Source organism: Hydrophilobacter chitinilyticus (assembly GCF_049860745.1).
Lineage (GTDB): Bacteria > Pseudomonadota > Gammaproteobacteria > Burkholderiales > Burkholderiaceae_C > Rhodoferax_B.
This window is the reverse complement of record NZ_CP187561.1, coordinates 4,726,763-4,742,157: the sequence shown is the minus strand read 5'-3', so window position 1 is coordinate 4,742,157 and position 15,395 is coordinate 4,726,763. Positions and strand designations below refer to the sequence as shown.

Below are 15,395 nucleotides of genomic sequence, written 5' to 3'. Positions count from 1 at the left end.
GAAGCGGGCTTTTTGTTGGGCGTTTGGTTTTACCGACCTAATTTTTTGGAGTTAGAGATCAAACTCTTTCCAGAATCACTGCGATGCCTTGGCCCACGCCAATACACATGGTGCACAGCGCATAACGGCCGCCGGTCTTCTGCAATTGATTGACCGCCGTGGTGGCCAAGCGTGCGCCGCTGGCACCCAGTGGGTGGCCCAAGGCGATGGCACCGCCGTTGGGGTTCACACGCGGATCATCGTCTTGTAAGCCCAATTGGCGCAGAACCGCCAGGCCTTGTGCGGCAAAGGCTTCGTTGAGTTCAATCACATCCATCTGCGCCAGGCTCAGGCCCGTCAGCGCCAGCACTTTCAGTGTGGCGGGCGCGGGGCCCATGCCCATGATGCGAGGCGCCACACCTGCAGTGGCCATGCCGACCACGCGCGCCTTGGGCGTGAGGCCATGCTTGGCGGCGTTGGCTTCATCGGCCAACAGCAGGGCGCAGGCACCGTCGTTCACGCCGCTCGCATTGCCTGCGGTCACTGTGCCGTCGGGCCGCACCACGGGTTTGAGTTTGGCTAAAGCTTCCAGCGAAGTCGAGCGCGGGTGTTCGTCTTCGCTCACCACGACGGGGTCGCCTTTCTTCACCGGCACGGTGACGGGCGTGATCTCCGCATCAAAGTAACCGGCTTGCTGCGCGGCCACGGCTTTGAGTTGCGAGGACAGCGCCATGCGGTCTTGGTCTTCGCGGTTGATACCGAATTCCGTGGCCACGTTCTCGGCCGTCTCGGGCATGGAGTCGACGCCATACTGCTCCTTCATGCGCTTGTTGACGAAGCGCCAGCCAATCGTCGTGTCATAGATCGCGTTTTGCCGCGAGAACGCCGATTCAGCCTTGGGCATGACAAACGGCGCGCGGCTCATGCTTTCCACGCCACCGGCAATCATCAACCCGGCTTCGCCCGCCTTGATGGCGCGTGCAGCGTTGCCGATCGCATCCAGGCCCGAGCCACACAGCCGGTTGATGGTGGCGCCCGGCACGTCGATCGGCAAGCCGGCCAGCAGACTGGCCATGTGGGCCACGTTGCGGTTGTCTTCGCCAGCCTGGTTGGCGCAGCCGTAAAGCACGTCGGTCACGGCTTGCCAATCGACATTGGGGTTGCGTGCCATCAGCGCGCGCAGCGGAATGGCGCCCAGGTCGTCGGTGCGGATGCTGCTGAGGGCGCCGCCGTAACGGCCGAAGGGGGTGCGGATGGCGTCGCAGATGAAGGCTTGGTTTGTCATGGTCGTTTTTAGATTGAAGTTTTGGCGATAGGCAATTGAAGCAAGCGCTCCAGTTCGGCATGGCTCAAGCCGTCCACCAGGTCGATCAGCACTAGGCCGTCTGCCGTGCAGGCCAGTGTGGCCAGGTCAGAGTAGATGCGCTTCACGCAGCGCTTTCCGGTGAGCGGGTAGGTGCATTGCGCCACCACTTTGCTCGCGCCTTGTTTGGTCAGCAAGTCCATCATCACCCAGGTTTGCTTGGCGCCAATGGCCAGATCCATGGCGCCGCCCACGGCGGGAATGGCGTCGGCCTCGCCGGTGTGCCAGTTGGCTAAATCGCCTTGTGCGCTGACTTGAAAAGCACCAAGCACACAGATGTCGAGATGGCCGCCGCGCATCATGCCGAAGCTGTCGGCGTGGTGAAAGAAGGCGCCGCCGGGCAGCAGCGTCACCGGCTGTTTGCCAGCGTTGATCAGGTCGTAATCTTCGTGGCCTGCCGTGGGCGCAGGCCCCATGCCCAGAATGCCGTTTTCGCTGTGCAGCAGCACCTCGCGGTCGGCGGGGATGTGGTTGGCCACCAGTGTGGGCATGCCGATGCCAAGGTTGACTGTGGCGCCCTCATAGATGTCTTGCGCCACGCGCGCGGCGAGTTGGTCTTTGGTGCGCCGTTGATAACTTGGGTTGGTCATGATCATGCCGCCTTTTTAAAGCCACCGGCTTGGGTGGCCACGCGTGCGATCTGCACCACGCTGTGCACGTAAATGCCGGGGGTGACGATGGTCTCGGGGTCGAGCGCGCCGAGCGGCACCACCTCGTGCACCGTGGCGATGGTACGCTTGGCGGCGGTGGCCATCACCGGGCCGAAGTTACGTGCGGCCATGCGGTAGGTGAGGTTGCCCCAACGGTCGCCGCGCTCGGCTTTGATGAGCGCCAAGTCGGCGTGGATCGGCCATTCGAGTACATGTTCACGGCCGTTGATCATGCGCGTTTCTTTCGGGGTGCCATCGGCATGCAAGGCCAGCGGGGTGCCTGCGCCGGTAGGCGTGTAAAAGGCGCCAATGCCGGCACCTGCGGCGCGAATGCGCTCGGCCAGATTACCTTGCGGCACCAGTTCCAGCTCAATCTTGCCGCTGCGATACAGCGCATCAAACATCTGGCTGTCAGCTTGGCGCGGAAAGCTGCAGATGATCTTGCGCACCCGCCCTGTGGCTAGAAGCGCCGCCAAACCGCTCTCGCCGTTGCCTGCGTTGTTATTGACGATGGTGAGGTCGCCCGCGCCTTGTTCGATCAGGCCGTCGATCAGCTCAGCCGGAATGCCAGCGGTGCCAAAGCCGCCAATCAGCACCGTGCTGCCGTCGCGCACACCTTCCATCGCGGCGGCGACGGAAGGTGCAATTTTGTTGATCATGAAAGTGCCTCCAGGATTGGCCTTCAATTGACTTCAAATGTTCGTATATAGAACATTTGTTCTTATAATGAATTTTAGGAGGTCGTGACAGCGATGGCAACCCGTTCAGAAGAAGCCGCAGAACAAGCCCCCAAGCCAGGCGACGCCTACGTGCAGTCGTTTGCACGCGGCTTGGATGTGATCCGCTCGTTCAGCGCCCGCACGCCCGCGCAAACCTTGTCGCAAGTGGCCGAGCGCACGGGGCTCACGCGCGCCGGCGCTCGGCGTATCTTGCTCACCTTGCAAACGCTTGGCTATGTGGAAAGCCAGGAGCGCTTTTTTCGCCTCACGCCGCGCATCCTTGATCTTGGCTTTGCTTACCTGTCGTCCATGCCGATGTGGAACGTGGCCGAGCCGGTGATGGAGGCGCTCGTGGTGCAGGTCTCAGAATCCAGCTCCGCCGCCGTGCTTGACGGCACCGACATCGTCTACGTGCTGCGCGTGCCCACGCGCAAAATCATGCGCATCGGCCTGGGCGTGGGTTCGCGCCTACCTGCGTATTGCACGGCGATGGGCCGCATGCTGCTGGCTGATTTGCCCGAAGACGAAATGCTGCGTCGCCTAGAACAGTCCGACCGCCAAGCCCAAACCAAACACACCATCACCGAGGTGGACGCCTTGCGCGCCAAAGTTGAACAAGCGCGCCGCCAGGGCTGGTGCCTGGTAAACCAAGAGTTGGAAGAGGGCTTGATCGCCGTGGCCGCGCCGCTGGTCAACCACGCCGGGCGCACCATCGCGGCGCTGAACATCAGCGGTCAGGTCAACCGCACCAATGCCAAGGCGATGCAGGAAACCATGGTTCCGGCGCTGGTCAACGCAGCGCGCGAAATGTCGCGGCTGATCGGCCCGCAGGGGTGAAGACGCGGCTTGCTGAGGCCACAGCAGCGAGACACATCGTCCGTGTTCTGAGGGTTAGCCGCGATGGGGCAGGCGATTCAATCGTCGTACCATAGTGCCATCAACCAACGATAAACGGAGACCGTGTCCATGCTAGCCCTCGTCATCCATTCCGCGGGAGACCTGCGCGTCGAAGAAGTCCCTACCGCTGCCGTCGGCCCACGCCAGTTGAAGGTGCGCGTCACCAAAGGCGGCATCTGTGGCTCTGACCTGCACTACTACCAGCATGGCGGCTTTGGCACCGTGCGCGTGGTCGAACCCATGGTGTTAGGGCACGAGATCGCCGGTGTAATCGAAGCCGTGGGCCCTGAAAACGGCGCCTTCAAAGTGGGCCAACGCATCGCCGTCAGCCCCAGCTGGCCCTGCGGCCAGTGCCGCTTTTGCCAGCAAGGCCTGCAAAATCATTGCCTCGACATGCGCTACTTCGGCAGCGCCATGCGCCGCCCGCACGTGCAGGGTGCTTTCCGCCAAGAGTTGGTGGTGGAAGCACACCAAGCCCACTTGTTGAGCGACGAAATCTCTGACGGCGAGGGCGCCATGGCCGAACCCTTCGCCGTGGCCCTGCACGCCGTCAACCGCGCCGGCCCAATGCTCGGTAAAAAGGTTTTAGTCACCGGCTGCGGCCCCATCGGCGCACTGCTGGTGATTGCCGCACGCCGTGCCGGCGCCGCGCAAATTGTGGTCACCGACATGGGCGACTTCCCGCTGCGCAAAGCCAAGCAGGTGGGCGCCGATGAAGCCATCAATGTGGTCACGCAGCCGGAAGAGCTGGCCAAATACAGCGCCGACAAAGGCTACTTTGATGTGCTGCTCGAAGCTAGCGGCAGTGACCGCGCACTGCGTGGCGCCTTCGATGTGCTGCGCCCACGCGGCGTGATCGTGCAAGTGGGCTTGGGTGGCGAGATGACGCTGCCCATCAACGCCATCGTCGCCAAAGAGTTCGACCTGCGCGGCGCTTTCCGCTTCCACGAAGAGTTCGCGATTGCGGTCGAGCTCATCAACAAAGGTTTGGTGGACGTGAAGCCACTGATCTCGGCCTCGCTGCCGTTCCGCGATGCCGGCCGCGCGTTTGCGTTGGCGGCAGACCGTACGCAGGCGATGAAAGTGCAGTTTGACTTTACGTGACGTTGTCTTGACGCCATCTGCCAGGTAAGCGTATATAGCTGCCGTTTCGAAAATGGCCCAAATTCGCCTGTAAACTTGTCTGTTACGCGTGCGATCTCTGCACATGTGCTTGAGGCAATGCGCGGCCTCTCGAGGCGCGATTCAGGAAAGAGCAACAGGCTATGCGCCAAAGCGGCTATACAAACCAACATACGATTACTGCGGACGTGGCCTCGTCCAGCATTTCACTAGTGACTAACCGGGCCTCTGATGAAGAGGTTTTGCCGTTTTGTACGTGGTCGCAAGGGACCGGCGAATGAAGACGGTCGCGATTCTTCAGTCGAACTACATCCCTTGGAAGGGGTACTTCGACATGATTGCAGCCGTCGACGAGTTCATCCTGTTCGACGACATGCAATACACCCGACGCGATTGGCGTAACCGAAACCAGATCAAAACCCCACAGGGTGTGCAGTGGCTTACGGTGCCTGTATTGGTCAAAGGCAAGTACCACCAAAAAATTCGCGATACAGAGATTGACGGACTCGACTGGGCTGGCGCGCATTGGAAAGCCTTGGAGCAAAACTACCGCCGTTCACCGCACTTTGCCGAAGTTGCGGCGTGGTTGCAGCCGCTCTATTTAGAAGCTAGATACAACCATCTGTCTGAAATGAACCGCTCCTTCATCGAAGCGGTTTGTCGTTATCTGGGTATAGGTACACGCATCACAAATTCGTGGGATTACACGCTGGCGGACGGCAAGACTGAGCGTTTGGCAAGCCTATGCGCACAGGCTGGAGGCGATGAATACATTTCTGGCCCCGCAGCCAAAGACTATGTCGATGAACAGGTGTTTGACGCTATGGGCATCAAGTTGACATGGTTTGACTATTCCGGCTACCCCGAATATCCGCAGCTGTGGGGCGAGTTCGCTCACGGTGTCACCGTATTGGACCTGCTGTTCAATTGCGGGAAGGATGCATCCCGTTTTATGAGGTACGTGAGCGCATGAAGTTATCGATCGTTGCGACCCTCTACCGGTCCGCCGCTTACATCAATGAATTTTATGAGCGGGCGAGTACTGCCGCGAGACAGTTAGTCGGGGAAGATTTTGAAATCGTCTTTGTCAACGATGGTTCGCCGGACAACAGTTTGGATCTGGCAGTCCAGCTCACTGAACGGGACTCTCACGTTGTCGTCGTCGACTTATCTCGCAATTTTGGTCACCATAAGGCGATGCAAGCGGGACTGGCACAGGCGCGCGGTGAACGCATCTTTTTGATCGACAGTGATCTGGAGGAGGAGCCCGAATGGCTGGTGGATTTCGCCTCGACCATGGAGGCTGAATCTGCCGATGTGGTCTATGGCGTGCAGGAGGCGCGTAAAGGCAACTGGTTCGAGCGCTGGAGCGGTGAGCTCTATTACACGGTGTTCAACTATCTTGCGAATATTGATCACCCGCGCAACATCGTCACTGCTCGGCTGATGTCTCGTCGCTATGTGGACGCATTGCTGCTGTTCCGCGAAAGCGAGATGGTCATTTCTTGTCTGTGGGTCATCACCGGATTCAAGCAGTGCGAGCGTACGGTGAAGAAGCACACGGGTAGCGCCACCACGTATAGCTTGTCGAAGAAGATTGGACACGCTACCAACTCCATCACCTCGTTCAGCGAAGTACCGCTGCGCATGATCTTCTACACTGGCCTGATTATTTTTGCCTGCGCATTGCTCTACGCTGGCTATCTCGTCTTCCATAAGCTGATCTTGGCCAGCCCCATGGACGGATGGACCTCGGTCATGGTCTCCATCTGGCTGCTCGGCGGCATGATCATTTCTTTCTTGGGCCTGATCGGCATCTATCTCTCGAAGGTCTTTGCTGAAACCAAGCAGAGGCCCTCCATCATCATCAGGAAAATCTATGGCAAATTCTCCCCCACCAATTGACAGCAGCTACGAGCACTTTTACGCCCAGCGCGCTGGCCTGCGGGTCTATCCCACCGAGTTTGTTGTTCGCACCTTCCTGGCCAACTATCCGGGCCTGAAGTTTCGCAAGCCAGTTGCTGGCGATCGGGTGCTCGACATTGCTTTCGGTGACGGCCGCAATACCGTTTTCCTGTGTGACCAAGGCTATGCCGTAAGCGGCATTGAAATTACCGAGGGCATTGTTCGGCAGACTAACGAACGCCTGACCAAACTTGGGCACAAAGCCGACCTGCGTGTGGGGCGTAACAGCAAAATCCCGTTCGACGATGGCTACTTCGATCATCTGCTAGCCTGCCACTGCTGCTATTACTGCGACGAAGGTGAGAGCTTCGCCGACAACATGAAGGAATATGCCCGGGTGATGAAGCCGGGCGGCTGGTTGGTGGCGTCTGTGGCCAGCCTGGAATCCTACATCTTCAAGAATGCGATTCCCCTTGAGGACGGTTCGCAGCGCATTCAGGCTGACCCCTATGGCAATCGCGATGGCTACCGCCTTCATGCGTTTTCCAGCAAGGATCAGATCGAGGCTTACCTCTCGCCCTGGTTTGAGAATTTTTCCTTTGGCTATGCGAGCAACGATTACTACGGTGTCTCCGAAAGCCTGTTCTGGGTTGTTTGTCAGAAACGAGACGGTTCATGATCAGTTATTCTTCCTACCGCTGTACCGAGCCAGCATGTGCTCGCGCGCCCCTGACGCAGAGATCCGATGGTCTGGCGTGTTCCAACGGGCATTTCTTTGCATTCGCCCAGGGTACAGACGTACCCGTATTTGCGAGCGAGCACGAAGGTGCCAACGAGTATTCGTTGGAGAACGCTGCCGAGATGCACGATAACGCCTTGCGCTGGGTATTCAACACTTTTCAGACCGATGAGGAAGGACTGCGCGAGCGCCTTATCGCGCGCATTGCCTTGAAAAAAGGGCAGCGCGTACTCATCACCGGCGCGGGCGCAGGCAACGATCTGCCTTACCTGGTGCGTGCGCTAGATGGTGCGGGCGAGATCTACGTGCAGGACATCGCCAAGGAGATGCTGCTGGCTGGCGTGTCGCGCTACCGCTCTGAACTGGCAGGTTCCGGCGTGGCACTCAACTTCTCCGTGAGCGATGCCACCAATCTGCCATTTGAAGATGGCTTCTTCGACGCGGCCTATCACTTTGGCGGCATCAATCTGTTCCCCGACGTGGCCAAAGGCATTGCCGAGATGAACCGCTTGGTGAAGTCTGGCGGCAACGTTGTGATCGGCGACGAGGGCTTGGCACCATGGTTGGTCGATACCGAACTGGGCCGAATGCTGGTCAACAACAATGCTCTGTACGCCTGCACAGCGCCTCTGGCCGCTTTACCGGCAACGGTTCGCAACGTGAAGCTGAGTTGGGAGTTGAGCAACTGTTTCTACGTCATCGAGTTCCAGGCCAGCACAGACCCATTACCCGTCAACATCGATGTGCCTCATGTAGGCAAGCGAGGCGGCTCCATCCGCAGCCGCTACTTGGGTAAGTTGGAAGGCGTGGAGCCGGCATTGCGCGATCGCATTTACGAAGAAGCTGAGCGGCGTGGCGTGAGCCGCGTGGCTTTTCTTGAGTCGGCACTTCGCGCTTCGTTGGAAAAGAACTGAGTTCCACATGACGCCGCTGAATTCCTTTGTCGCTGGCAAGCAGCCGTTTCCATGGACCAAGAAGGGCCTGGTGTTCGAACCGAATGGTGACGTTTTTTCGCATGGTTCGCACCCATGCGCCATCCACATCGAAGGCGATCGTTACGTTATTGCATTTACACGCCGGGACGAGCGTCAACGTTCGCATATCTTTTTGTGCAACGCGATCGTCTCTGATGGCCATGTCGAACTGTTGGGCACACCCAAGATGGCTTTGGGACCAGGTGAGCCTTGCTACTTTGACTGCGATGGCGTCATCAGCGTGTGTTTCGTCAAGCATGGCGGTGCCATCTACCTTTACTACGTGGGCTGGCAGAACCTGCCCGAAGGCCTGTGGATTTGCGACACCGGACGTGCAACGCTGGATGCGGGCGAGCTCACGCTGACGCGCGACTTCCAGGGGCCGGTGCTCGGCCGCGACAAACACAACCCGCTATTCGCAGCCGCTACGGCCTTCCATGTATCAGGCGACCTCTGGCAGACTTGGTACAACTCGGGCATCAGTTGGACAAAGACCGAGCAGGGCTGGAAACATCACTACGGCATTCACTACGCACATTCGCACAATGGCGTGGATTGGACCTGCCACCCCGGCATGTGCCTGCCGTTTGCCGACGAGTACGAATATGCCTTCGGTCGGCCCAGTGTGATTCACCGTGAAGGCACTTACTTCATGTGGTATGCGCACCGAGCTACTAAGACGACCGACACCTATCGCATCGGCTTTGCATCGTCTGCTGATGGGCGCCAATGGCAGCGCAACGACGCCCTATCAGGCATCGACGTCTCTCCCACTGGTTGGGACAGCGAGATGATCTGCTATCCCTGTGTGTTTGAGCACCAGGGGCGGATGTACATGCTCTACAACGGCAATGGGTACGGCAAGACCGGTTTTGGTCTGGCCGTCATGGAGTAAATGTTATGAAGAAGATTCTGTTGGCAGGCAACGCGATCACTGCTGAAATCCTTTGTGCCTACTTGCGCCAAGATGCACGGTACGAAGTTGTCGGTGTGACGGTTGATGACGAGTACGTTGCGCAGGGTAGCGTGGTTGGCTATCAGACGGTGGGTTTGTCAGAAGTGACAGGCGTTTTCGCTCCAGACGCGCACTACGTGATCATGGCCATGGGCTACAACGATCTGAACCGCACACGCGAGCAGATGTATGCTCGTCTCAAGGCGATGGGTTACGGTGTCGAGACCTATATCCACCCGGATGCTCGGGTCTACACCGACTTTCCATTGGGCGAGGGCTGTGTTGTACTGCCTGGCGCGGTGATCGAGCCGCAGGCACGCGTTGGTGTCAATAGCATGGTGTGGAGCAACGTCACGCTCGCGCACCATAGCAGCGTGGGTGACCACTGCTGGATCGCTGCGGGTAGCGTGGTCTCTGGGCAGGCTAAGGTCCTGCACAACACTTTTTTGGGCGTGAACAGTACGGTGGTCAATGCCATCACGGTGGGTGAGTTCAACGTTGTGGGCGCGAGCGCCATGATCTCGCGCGACACCAAACCCTACTCAGTTCACCTGGCTCGCTCGGCCGAGCCCTTCCGCTACTCGTCGGAAGACTACGTTAAACATTTTGGAATCTGAACATGAACACTAAACTAGCAGAGGTGCTAGCAGAGATCTTCGGTCTTCGCGTTGCAGAGGTCCACCCTGAACTGCAGCAATCAGATGTTGGCACTTGGGATTCCCTCAAGCAGATGGACTTGGTATTGTCCTTGGAGCGTGAATACAGCATTGCATTGGACATTCCCGACATCTTGCGAATGACCTCGGTCGCTGAAATTGTGGCCGTGCTTCAAGACAAGGGAGTTGATCTTGGAAGTTAAGGGCGCCATCGCGCTGGTGACCGGTGGTGCGCAAGGCTTGGGTTTTGCGATTGCCCAGCGATTGGCGAATGAAGGTGCCACTGTAGTGGTGGCTGACCGCAATGTGGAGGCTCTTGCTGGCCTACCGTCGGGGTTTGATTCCGTGACGATGGATGTCACCGATCCCGAAATGGTCAAGGCTGCGGTCGATAGCGTGGTGGCGCGTCTTGGAAAGATCGACATCCTGGTCAACAACGCCGGTGTCATCTTTAGTGAGCCCTTCGTCAACATCATGAACCCAAATGGCATGATGCATGACTATGGTCGATTCCGTGCTTCCCTTACGGTCAATCTCGATTCCGTTTTCATCGTGACAGCCGCTGTCGTCGAGCATATGGTCAAGCGTCGAATCAAGGGCGCGATCATCAACATCAGCTCTATCAGTGCCTGCGGCAATGAAGGACAGACTGCGTACTCCGCCGCCAAGGCTGGCGTGAATGCCATGACTGTGACCTGGGCCACGGAATTGGGCCGCTGGGGCATACGCTCAAACGCTGTGGCGCCGGGTTTCATTGGCACCGACTCTACACGCCACGCGCTGAACGAGGCCACGCTGAAACATATCCAGAGCAATACTCCGCTGCGTCGGCTCGGCCAAGCCGACGAGGTCGCGCAGGCAGTGGTCACCCTGGTGGGGAACGACTTCATCAACGGCACGGTTTTGGAAGTCAATGGCGGCCTGAGGATTTGATATGTTGCGGCTCTCTACCGAGCAGTATGCTGCAGCCCACGCGATCTACCTTGGCCACGGGGCGTACTTCCCGCTGATTGCCGCAGTGCTGAACGACGCTCAGGACGGCGTTGTCTATGCAGATCAAATGGACGGCCCAACCCAGGTCTATGTAGAACATGCCTTCGGATTCGCCCAAGTATTCGGCAAACCAGTACCAGCGTTTGAGCAAGCCTTGCAGCGCTATCTGCTGGTCGACAAAGCCTTCTCTTGCGCAAAGGTGCGGCTCTATACCCCTTACTATGCGGATTTTCTGCAAGTCGGCGAGTGTGATGCTTTGCGTTCCTGGCGGCAGCATTTTCAGTTTGACTGGGCTCGTTCAGACACCTCCGGCCATGCTGCAGTAGCGGCGAGCGTAACCCTCATCTGTACTGATGCGAGCCACGTCGATTTGATCGAAGAAGCTTTCGGTGTGGTTGGGCGGTTCTGGCGAACGGCAGGCGATTTTGCTCAGCAGTCGAATGCTGTGCTGGCACTGGTCGAGGGGCAGCCCGCCGCCCTGTGCTACGCCGCCGCCGTGGCGGGCGGGAAAGCTGAGATTGATGTGTTAACACTGCCAGCCTTCCGGCATCTGGGCTTGGCCAAGGCTGTGGTAAGGCTGTTCAACCAACGCTGTGGTGCACAGAATGTGCTGCCGCTATGGGACTGCTTCACCAACAACACCGCTTCCATGGCCTTATGCCAGTCAAGCGGCTTCGTTGCGCTTGGTGATCCGTACCCCTTCTTTACCATCAACCGATAGACGTTTAGCTGCCATGTCTGCAATCTTGCATCACCACAACCTAGCCCACCTACTTGACGACGTGTTGACCCAACATGCTGCTCGGCCGGCATTGCGCTACGCCAACGAAGACACCACATACCGCGCGTTGGGTGGATGGGTTGATTCGCTGGCTGCGCTGCTGCTCTCCAAGGGCTTGAAGCGTGGCGACGTTATCGCCATTGGTCACGACAAACAGGCTCTTTCGTATGCCCTGATGTTGGCCGCGATCCGGCTTGGCGTGGCTTACGTCAACATTGATGTGGCCTCGCCAATTGCACGTAACAGTCGTGTGCTGCAGGCCAGCGCGCCTTCTCTTTTGTTCTACGATGATTTGGCCTACCAGGCTGGCATGTCTGAACTGGCGACGGGCCAAGGTTGCGAGTTGGTGTTACTTGATGTCTCGTCGCTCCCAACGACCCGCGAAGTCGACCGGGAACGCCAGCGCGAGTGTTCGCGGCAGGTGGACGGCGCGACCATTGCCTACATCATGTTCACGTCCGGCTCCACCGGTGTGCCCAAAGGGGTGGCCGTCACACACCAGAACGTGCTTCACTTCATCGCCTGGGGGCGCGAATGCTTTGGCATCACCGAGCAGGACAACTTCGCGAACTTGAGCCCGATGTATTTTGACAACTCGGTGTTCGATTTTTACGTGGGCCTTTTTTCGGGTGCGGCCCTCACTCCCATTCACCGTGACTTGACGACCAAACCTTATGAACTGGTGGCCTACGTTGCAAGAATGCAGTGCAACATGTGGTTTTCAGTGCCGTCGCTGTTGATCTACTTGAACGCCATGAAGGCGCTGACGGCCAAGGGCTTACCTGATTTGCGCAACATTGTTTTCGGCGGCGAGGGCTACCCTAAACCTGAGCTCAAAAAACTCTACGACACATTTTCCGGACAGGCTGTACTCACAAACGTCTATGGCCCGACGGAATGCACCTGCATCTGCAGCGCCCATAAGTTAAGCGCAGAAGATTTCCAGGACCTGAATGGTCTGCCCACACTTGGCCATCTCAACCCCAACTTCGATCATCGCATTTTGGACGAGGAGGGCCACGATGCTGTGGAAGGCGAACTGTGTTTGATTGGCCCCAACGTGGCGGCGGGCTACTTCAATGATCTCGACCGAACGGCTACCGCCTTTCACACCATCACTGACGCTAACCGCTTCATGAAGCGGATGTACCGTACCGGAGATTTGGTGAAAGAGGTGGAAGGTCGGCTCTATTTCATTGGCCGTAAAGACAACCAGATCAAGCACATGGGCTACCGCATTGAACTCGAGGAAATTGAGCACGCTTTGGTAAAGCTTCCCAAGGTGAACCAGGCGGCTGTCCTTTATTTAAGAACAAATGCAGCCTACGGAAAAATCGTTGGTTTCATTGCTAGCGCAGAAAAACTTGAAGAAAAACTTTTATTGGAACAGTTGGCTGGACTTTTGCCCAGCTACATGATTCCAGGCCGAATTGTGATTGAGACGGAACTCCCGAAAAATGCAAATGGCAAGATTGATCGACAAAAACTGCAGACCTCATTAACAAGTAGAAATGAATAATTTGATGTCGAAGTTTCCCACTCTAGGGCAAATTGTTCGCTATGGTGTGGTAGGGGTTCTTAATAACTTGCTTGGTTATTTTATCTATTTGGCTATTACCTACTTTTGGCTAGATCCCAAAATTGCGATTACCCTTCTTTATCCAATTGGGGCGACGACAGCCTATTTTGGTCATTCAAAATATTCTTTCTCATACTCAGGAACAAAAAAACGCGCCTTGTGGCGTTATGTCATAGCACACTTGATCAGTTATGGTGTCAACTACTTCATGTTGTACTTTTTGTGGGAGAAATTTAACTTTCCGCATCAGTTGGTACAGGCCGCCGCAATATTTGTATGCGCTGGGGTTTTGTTTTTATTAATGAGATATTTTGTCTTTAAGCCATCGCATTCCACCACTGTTCCCCATGTAGATCGTCATAATTAAATAAAATCAATGATCTTGTTTTTTAAAGATAAATCAATTCCAGCAAAATATCAGCTGCTGTCGTCTTTTGCAATTAGCTGTTTATTTGTTTTTTTACTTTGTTTTTTCTTTCCTCCAAAATGGGAGACGAATGACGACGTAGGCATGTCAATGTTGGCGCATGGCTATGGTGTTTCGGTTTTTGGTTCGCCAAAAATTCTGTTTTCTAATGTGGTTTGGGGCTATTTTGTTCGAATCATTCCAACGATTAATGGCGTCTTAGGCTACTCTATTGCGACCCTTTGTGTGTTGGTCACAATCGGGAGTGTTTTGGTTTGGAGCCTCCTTCGGAGCGGTGTGGGCTATATTGCTTGCCTATCGATTTTTGGATTGGTTCTGACTGGTCCCGTCATCTTTCCGCAATTTACGATTAACGCCGGTCTGCTTTTTATCGGAGCACTCCTATGCTGGCGAATGTATGCTCAGAAAAATAGCACAGGAGTGCTGATTGCTGGTTGTACTCTGGCATTTTTGAGTTTTCTGGTTCGTGCCCCACAATTTTTGTTGATGTTGATCGTGGCACTGCCCCTGATTCCATGGCGTAGTTTGCTTGCATCACGGTTGACAAAATATGCATTTTTTGCACTGTCCTTATCAATCGCTTTATCTTTTGTCATAGACAAGCAGGCCTATCAAAGCGAAGAGTGGCAAGCATTTAATGAGTTGAATCCTGCTCGTGCTGCATTTACGGATTATGGAGCGGGGAAGGTCCTAAAAGAGCACCCGGATATTATGAAAAGGCATGATTTCAGTGCCAACGACGTTGATTTGATTGGGCATTGGTTTTTTGTTGATCCCAATATTGCAAACCCTAAAACTCTGACGTCGATGCTGACTGAGTTGGGACCTTTATCAACTCAAAAAAACTCATTAGATAATGCGTTCACGGGTGTTCAAACGTTATGGCATCCGAGACTCTGGATCAGTTTTTGTGTCGCAATAATTTTGCTATTTCTCATGCCAAGCTGGAAAGTGGCAGTCAGCTGGGGGCTATGCATTCTGGCCGTATTTTCGATCGGTCTGCTGGGGCGGCCTGGTGTTTTACATGTGTATGTAACTCTGGTTTCTCTGCTGTTAATTGCGCCATTTTTAACGGGCAGAGCCTCCGGGTGGCGGATGCATCTTGGTGTGTGCATATTGTTTGTGGCAATGCTGACGAACGCATGGAATGTTTTCGCCGAATCCAAGCGGTTTAGCCTTGAAGCGCAGAAGATTTTGGCAGATGTGCCCACTTTCCCGAATACACCTGTCGTAATTTGGGGTGGAACCTTTCCATATGATGCTGTTTATCCTGTTTTAGGCGCATCAACTGCTGCGATGTCTTATAGGCATTACGGCCTTGGAACTTCAACGTTGGCGCCGTATACAGTAGCGTATGAGGAACAAAAAGCCGGACGAGGTTTGACAGATATCTTGGTTGCAAAGGGTGGAATGCCTGTGATGGCTCACCCAATCTATTTGAAAATGCTTGAGATCTATTGTCAAGAAAGATTGCACGGAAAGTTAAACGAACTGTCTAGCCAAAAATATGGGGCGACAGAGCTGCGTTTTATTCAATGTGAAACAACGAATTAAAAGAGCTGTAGGGGTTTTGGTGGCCTACGTTTGTCGGTTCGTGTTCAATCTCGTTGCCATATGCTCAGTACGCCAGGGTGAATTTCTTTGAATAGTTTCCGC

17 protein-coding genes are annotated in these 15,395 nt (G+C 55.9%); 14 read left to right on the top strand and 3 right to left on the bottom strand.

The features are described from left to right. Positions 1-58: 58 nt before the first annotated feature. Genes pcaF through ACPWMG_RS21045 form a run of 3 tightly spaced genes read right to left on the bottom strand, consistent with a single transcriptional unit; the run spans position 59 to position 2,651 of the window. Positions 59-1,264, bottom strand: a complete 1,206-nt coding sequence (pcaF, locus tag ACPWMG_RS21055) for a 3-oxoadipyl-CoA thiolase (RefSeq protein WP_483301466.1) — start codon at positions 1,262-1,264, stop codon at positions 59-61. A gap of 8 nt (positions 1,265-1,272) precedes the next feature. Next, positions 1,273-1,932: a 3-oxoacid CoA-transferase subunit B gene (locus tag ACPWMG_RS21050; RefSeq protein ID WP_483305299.1), complete on the bottom strand. Its 660-nt coding sequence runs from the start codon at positions 1,930-1,932 to the stop codon at positions 1,273-1,275. Positions 1,933-1,934: 2 nt separating this feature from the next. Then, a complete protein-coding gene (locus tag ACPWMG_RS21045) occupies positions 1,935-2,651 on the bottom strand; it encodes a 3-oxoacid CoA-transferase subunit A (RefSeq protein WP_483301465.1) in 717 nt (238 codons plus the stop codon). Positions 2,652-2,744: 93 nt separating this feature from the next. Here ACPWMG_RS21045 and ACPWMG_RS21040 point away from each other — a divergent pair, with 93 nt between their 5' ends. From ACPWMG_RS21040 to ACPWMG_RS20975, 14 genes are all read left to right on the top strand, one after another. After that, positions 2,745-3,548 (top strand): IclR family transcriptional regulator domain-containing protein, encoded by an 804-nt coding sequence (locus ACPWMG_RS21040; RefSeq protein ID WP_483301464.1) that lies wholly within the window; start codon positions 2,745-2,747, stop codon positions 3,546-3,548. Positions 3,549-3,677: 129 nt separating this feature from the next. Further along, positions 3,678-4,712 carry an L-idonate 5-dehydrogenase gene (locus tag ACPWMG_RS21035; protein WP_483301463.1) on the top strand — a complete coding sequence of 345 codons (1,035 nt, stop codon included), beginning with the start codon at positions 3,678-3,680 and terminating at the stop codon, positions 4,710-4,712. Between the two features lie 295 nt (positions 4,713-5,007). Then, on the top strand, positions 5,008-5,703 hold the full coding sequence (locus ACPWMG_RS21030) for a WbqC family protein (RefSeq protein ID WP_483301462.1): 696 nt from the start codon (positions 5,008-5,010) through the stop codon (positions 5,701-5,703). Continuing rightward, positions 5,700-6,635, top strand: a complete 936-nt coding sequence (locus ACPWMG_RS21025; protein WP_483301461.1) for a glycosyltransferase family 2 protein — start codon at positions 5,700-5,702, stop codon at positions 6,633-6,635. Before ACPWMG_RS21030 ends, ACPWMG_RS21025 begins: the two co-directional genes overlap by 4 nt. After that, positions 6,610-7,314: a class I SAM-dependent methyltransferase gene (locus tag ACPWMG_RS21020; RefSeq protein ID WP_483301460.1), complete on the top strand. Its 705-nt coding sequence runs from the start codon at positions 6,610-6,612 to the stop codon at positions 7,312-7,314. The genes ACPWMG_RS21025 and ACPWMG_RS21020 overlap by 26 nt, the downstream gene beginning before the upstream one ends. Then, positions 7,311-8,288, top strand: a complete 978-nt coding sequence (locus ACPWMG_RS21015) for a class I SAM-dependent methyltransferase (RefSeq protein WP_483301459.1) — start codon at positions 7,311-7,313, stop codon at positions 8,286-8,288. The genes ACPWMG_RS21020 and ACPWMG_RS21015 overlap by 4 nt, the downstream gene beginning before the upstream one ends. Positions 8,289-8,295: 7 nt before the next feature. Continuing rightward, positions 8,296-9,243, top strand: a complete 948-nt coding sequence (locus tag ACPWMG_RS21010; RefSeq protein ID WP_483301458.1) for a glycoside hydrolase family protein — start codon at positions 8,296-8,298, stop codon at positions 9,241-9,243. A 5-nt stretch (positions 9,244-9,248) separates the two neighbouring features. Continuing rightward, on the top strand, positions 9,249-9,920 hold the full coding sequence (locus ACPWMG_RS21005) for an acetyltransferase (RefSeq protein ID WP_483301457.1): 672 nt from the start codon (positions 9,249-9,251) through the stop codon (positions 9,918-9,920). Between the two features lie 2 nt (positions 9,921-9,922). Beyond that, complete coding sequence (locus tag ACPWMG_RS21000; RefSeq protein WP_483301456.1) at positions 9,923-10,162, top strand: acyl carrier protein; 240 nt, start codon at positions 9,923-9,925, stop codon at positions 10,160-10,162. Beyond that, positions 10,152-10,892 carry an SDR family NAD(P)-dependent oxidoreductase gene (locus ACPWMG_RS20995; protein ID WP_483301455.1) on the top strand — a complete coding sequence of 247 codons (741 nt, stop codon included), beginning with the start codon at positions 10,152-10,154 and terminating at the stop codon, positions 10,890-10,892. Before ACPWMG_RS21000 ends, ACPWMG_RS20995 begins: the two co-directional genes overlap by 11 nt. 1 nt (position 10,893) lies before the next feature. Beyond that, positions 10,894-11,673: a GNAT family N-acetyltransferase gene (locus tag ACPWMG_RS20990; RefSeq protein WP_483301454.1), complete on the top strand. Its 780-nt coding sequence runs from the start codon at positions 10,894-10,896 to the stop codon at positions 11,671-11,673. Between the two features lie 13 nt (positions 11,674-11,686). Beyond that, positions 11,687-13,252: an AMP-binding protein gene (locus ACPWMG_RS20985; RefSeq protein ID WP_483301453.1), complete on the top strand. Its 1,566-nt coding sequence runs from the start codon at positions 11,687-11,689 to the stop codon at positions 13,250-13,252. After that, on the top strand, positions 13,245-13,679 hold the full coding sequence (locus tag ACPWMG_RS20980) for a GtrA family protein (protein WP_483301452.1): 435 nt from the start codon (positions 13,245-13,247) through the stop codon (positions 13,677-13,679). Before ACPWMG_RS20985 ends, ACPWMG_RS20980 begins: the two co-directional genes overlap by 8 nt. 9 nt (positions 13,680-13,688) lie before the next feature. Next, positions 13,689-15,293, top strand: a complete 1,605-nt coding sequence (locus ACPWMG_RS20975; protein WP_483301451.1) for a hypothetical protein — start codon at positions 13,689-13,691, stop codon at positions 15,291-15,293. Positions 15,294-15,395: the final 102 nt, after the last annotated feature.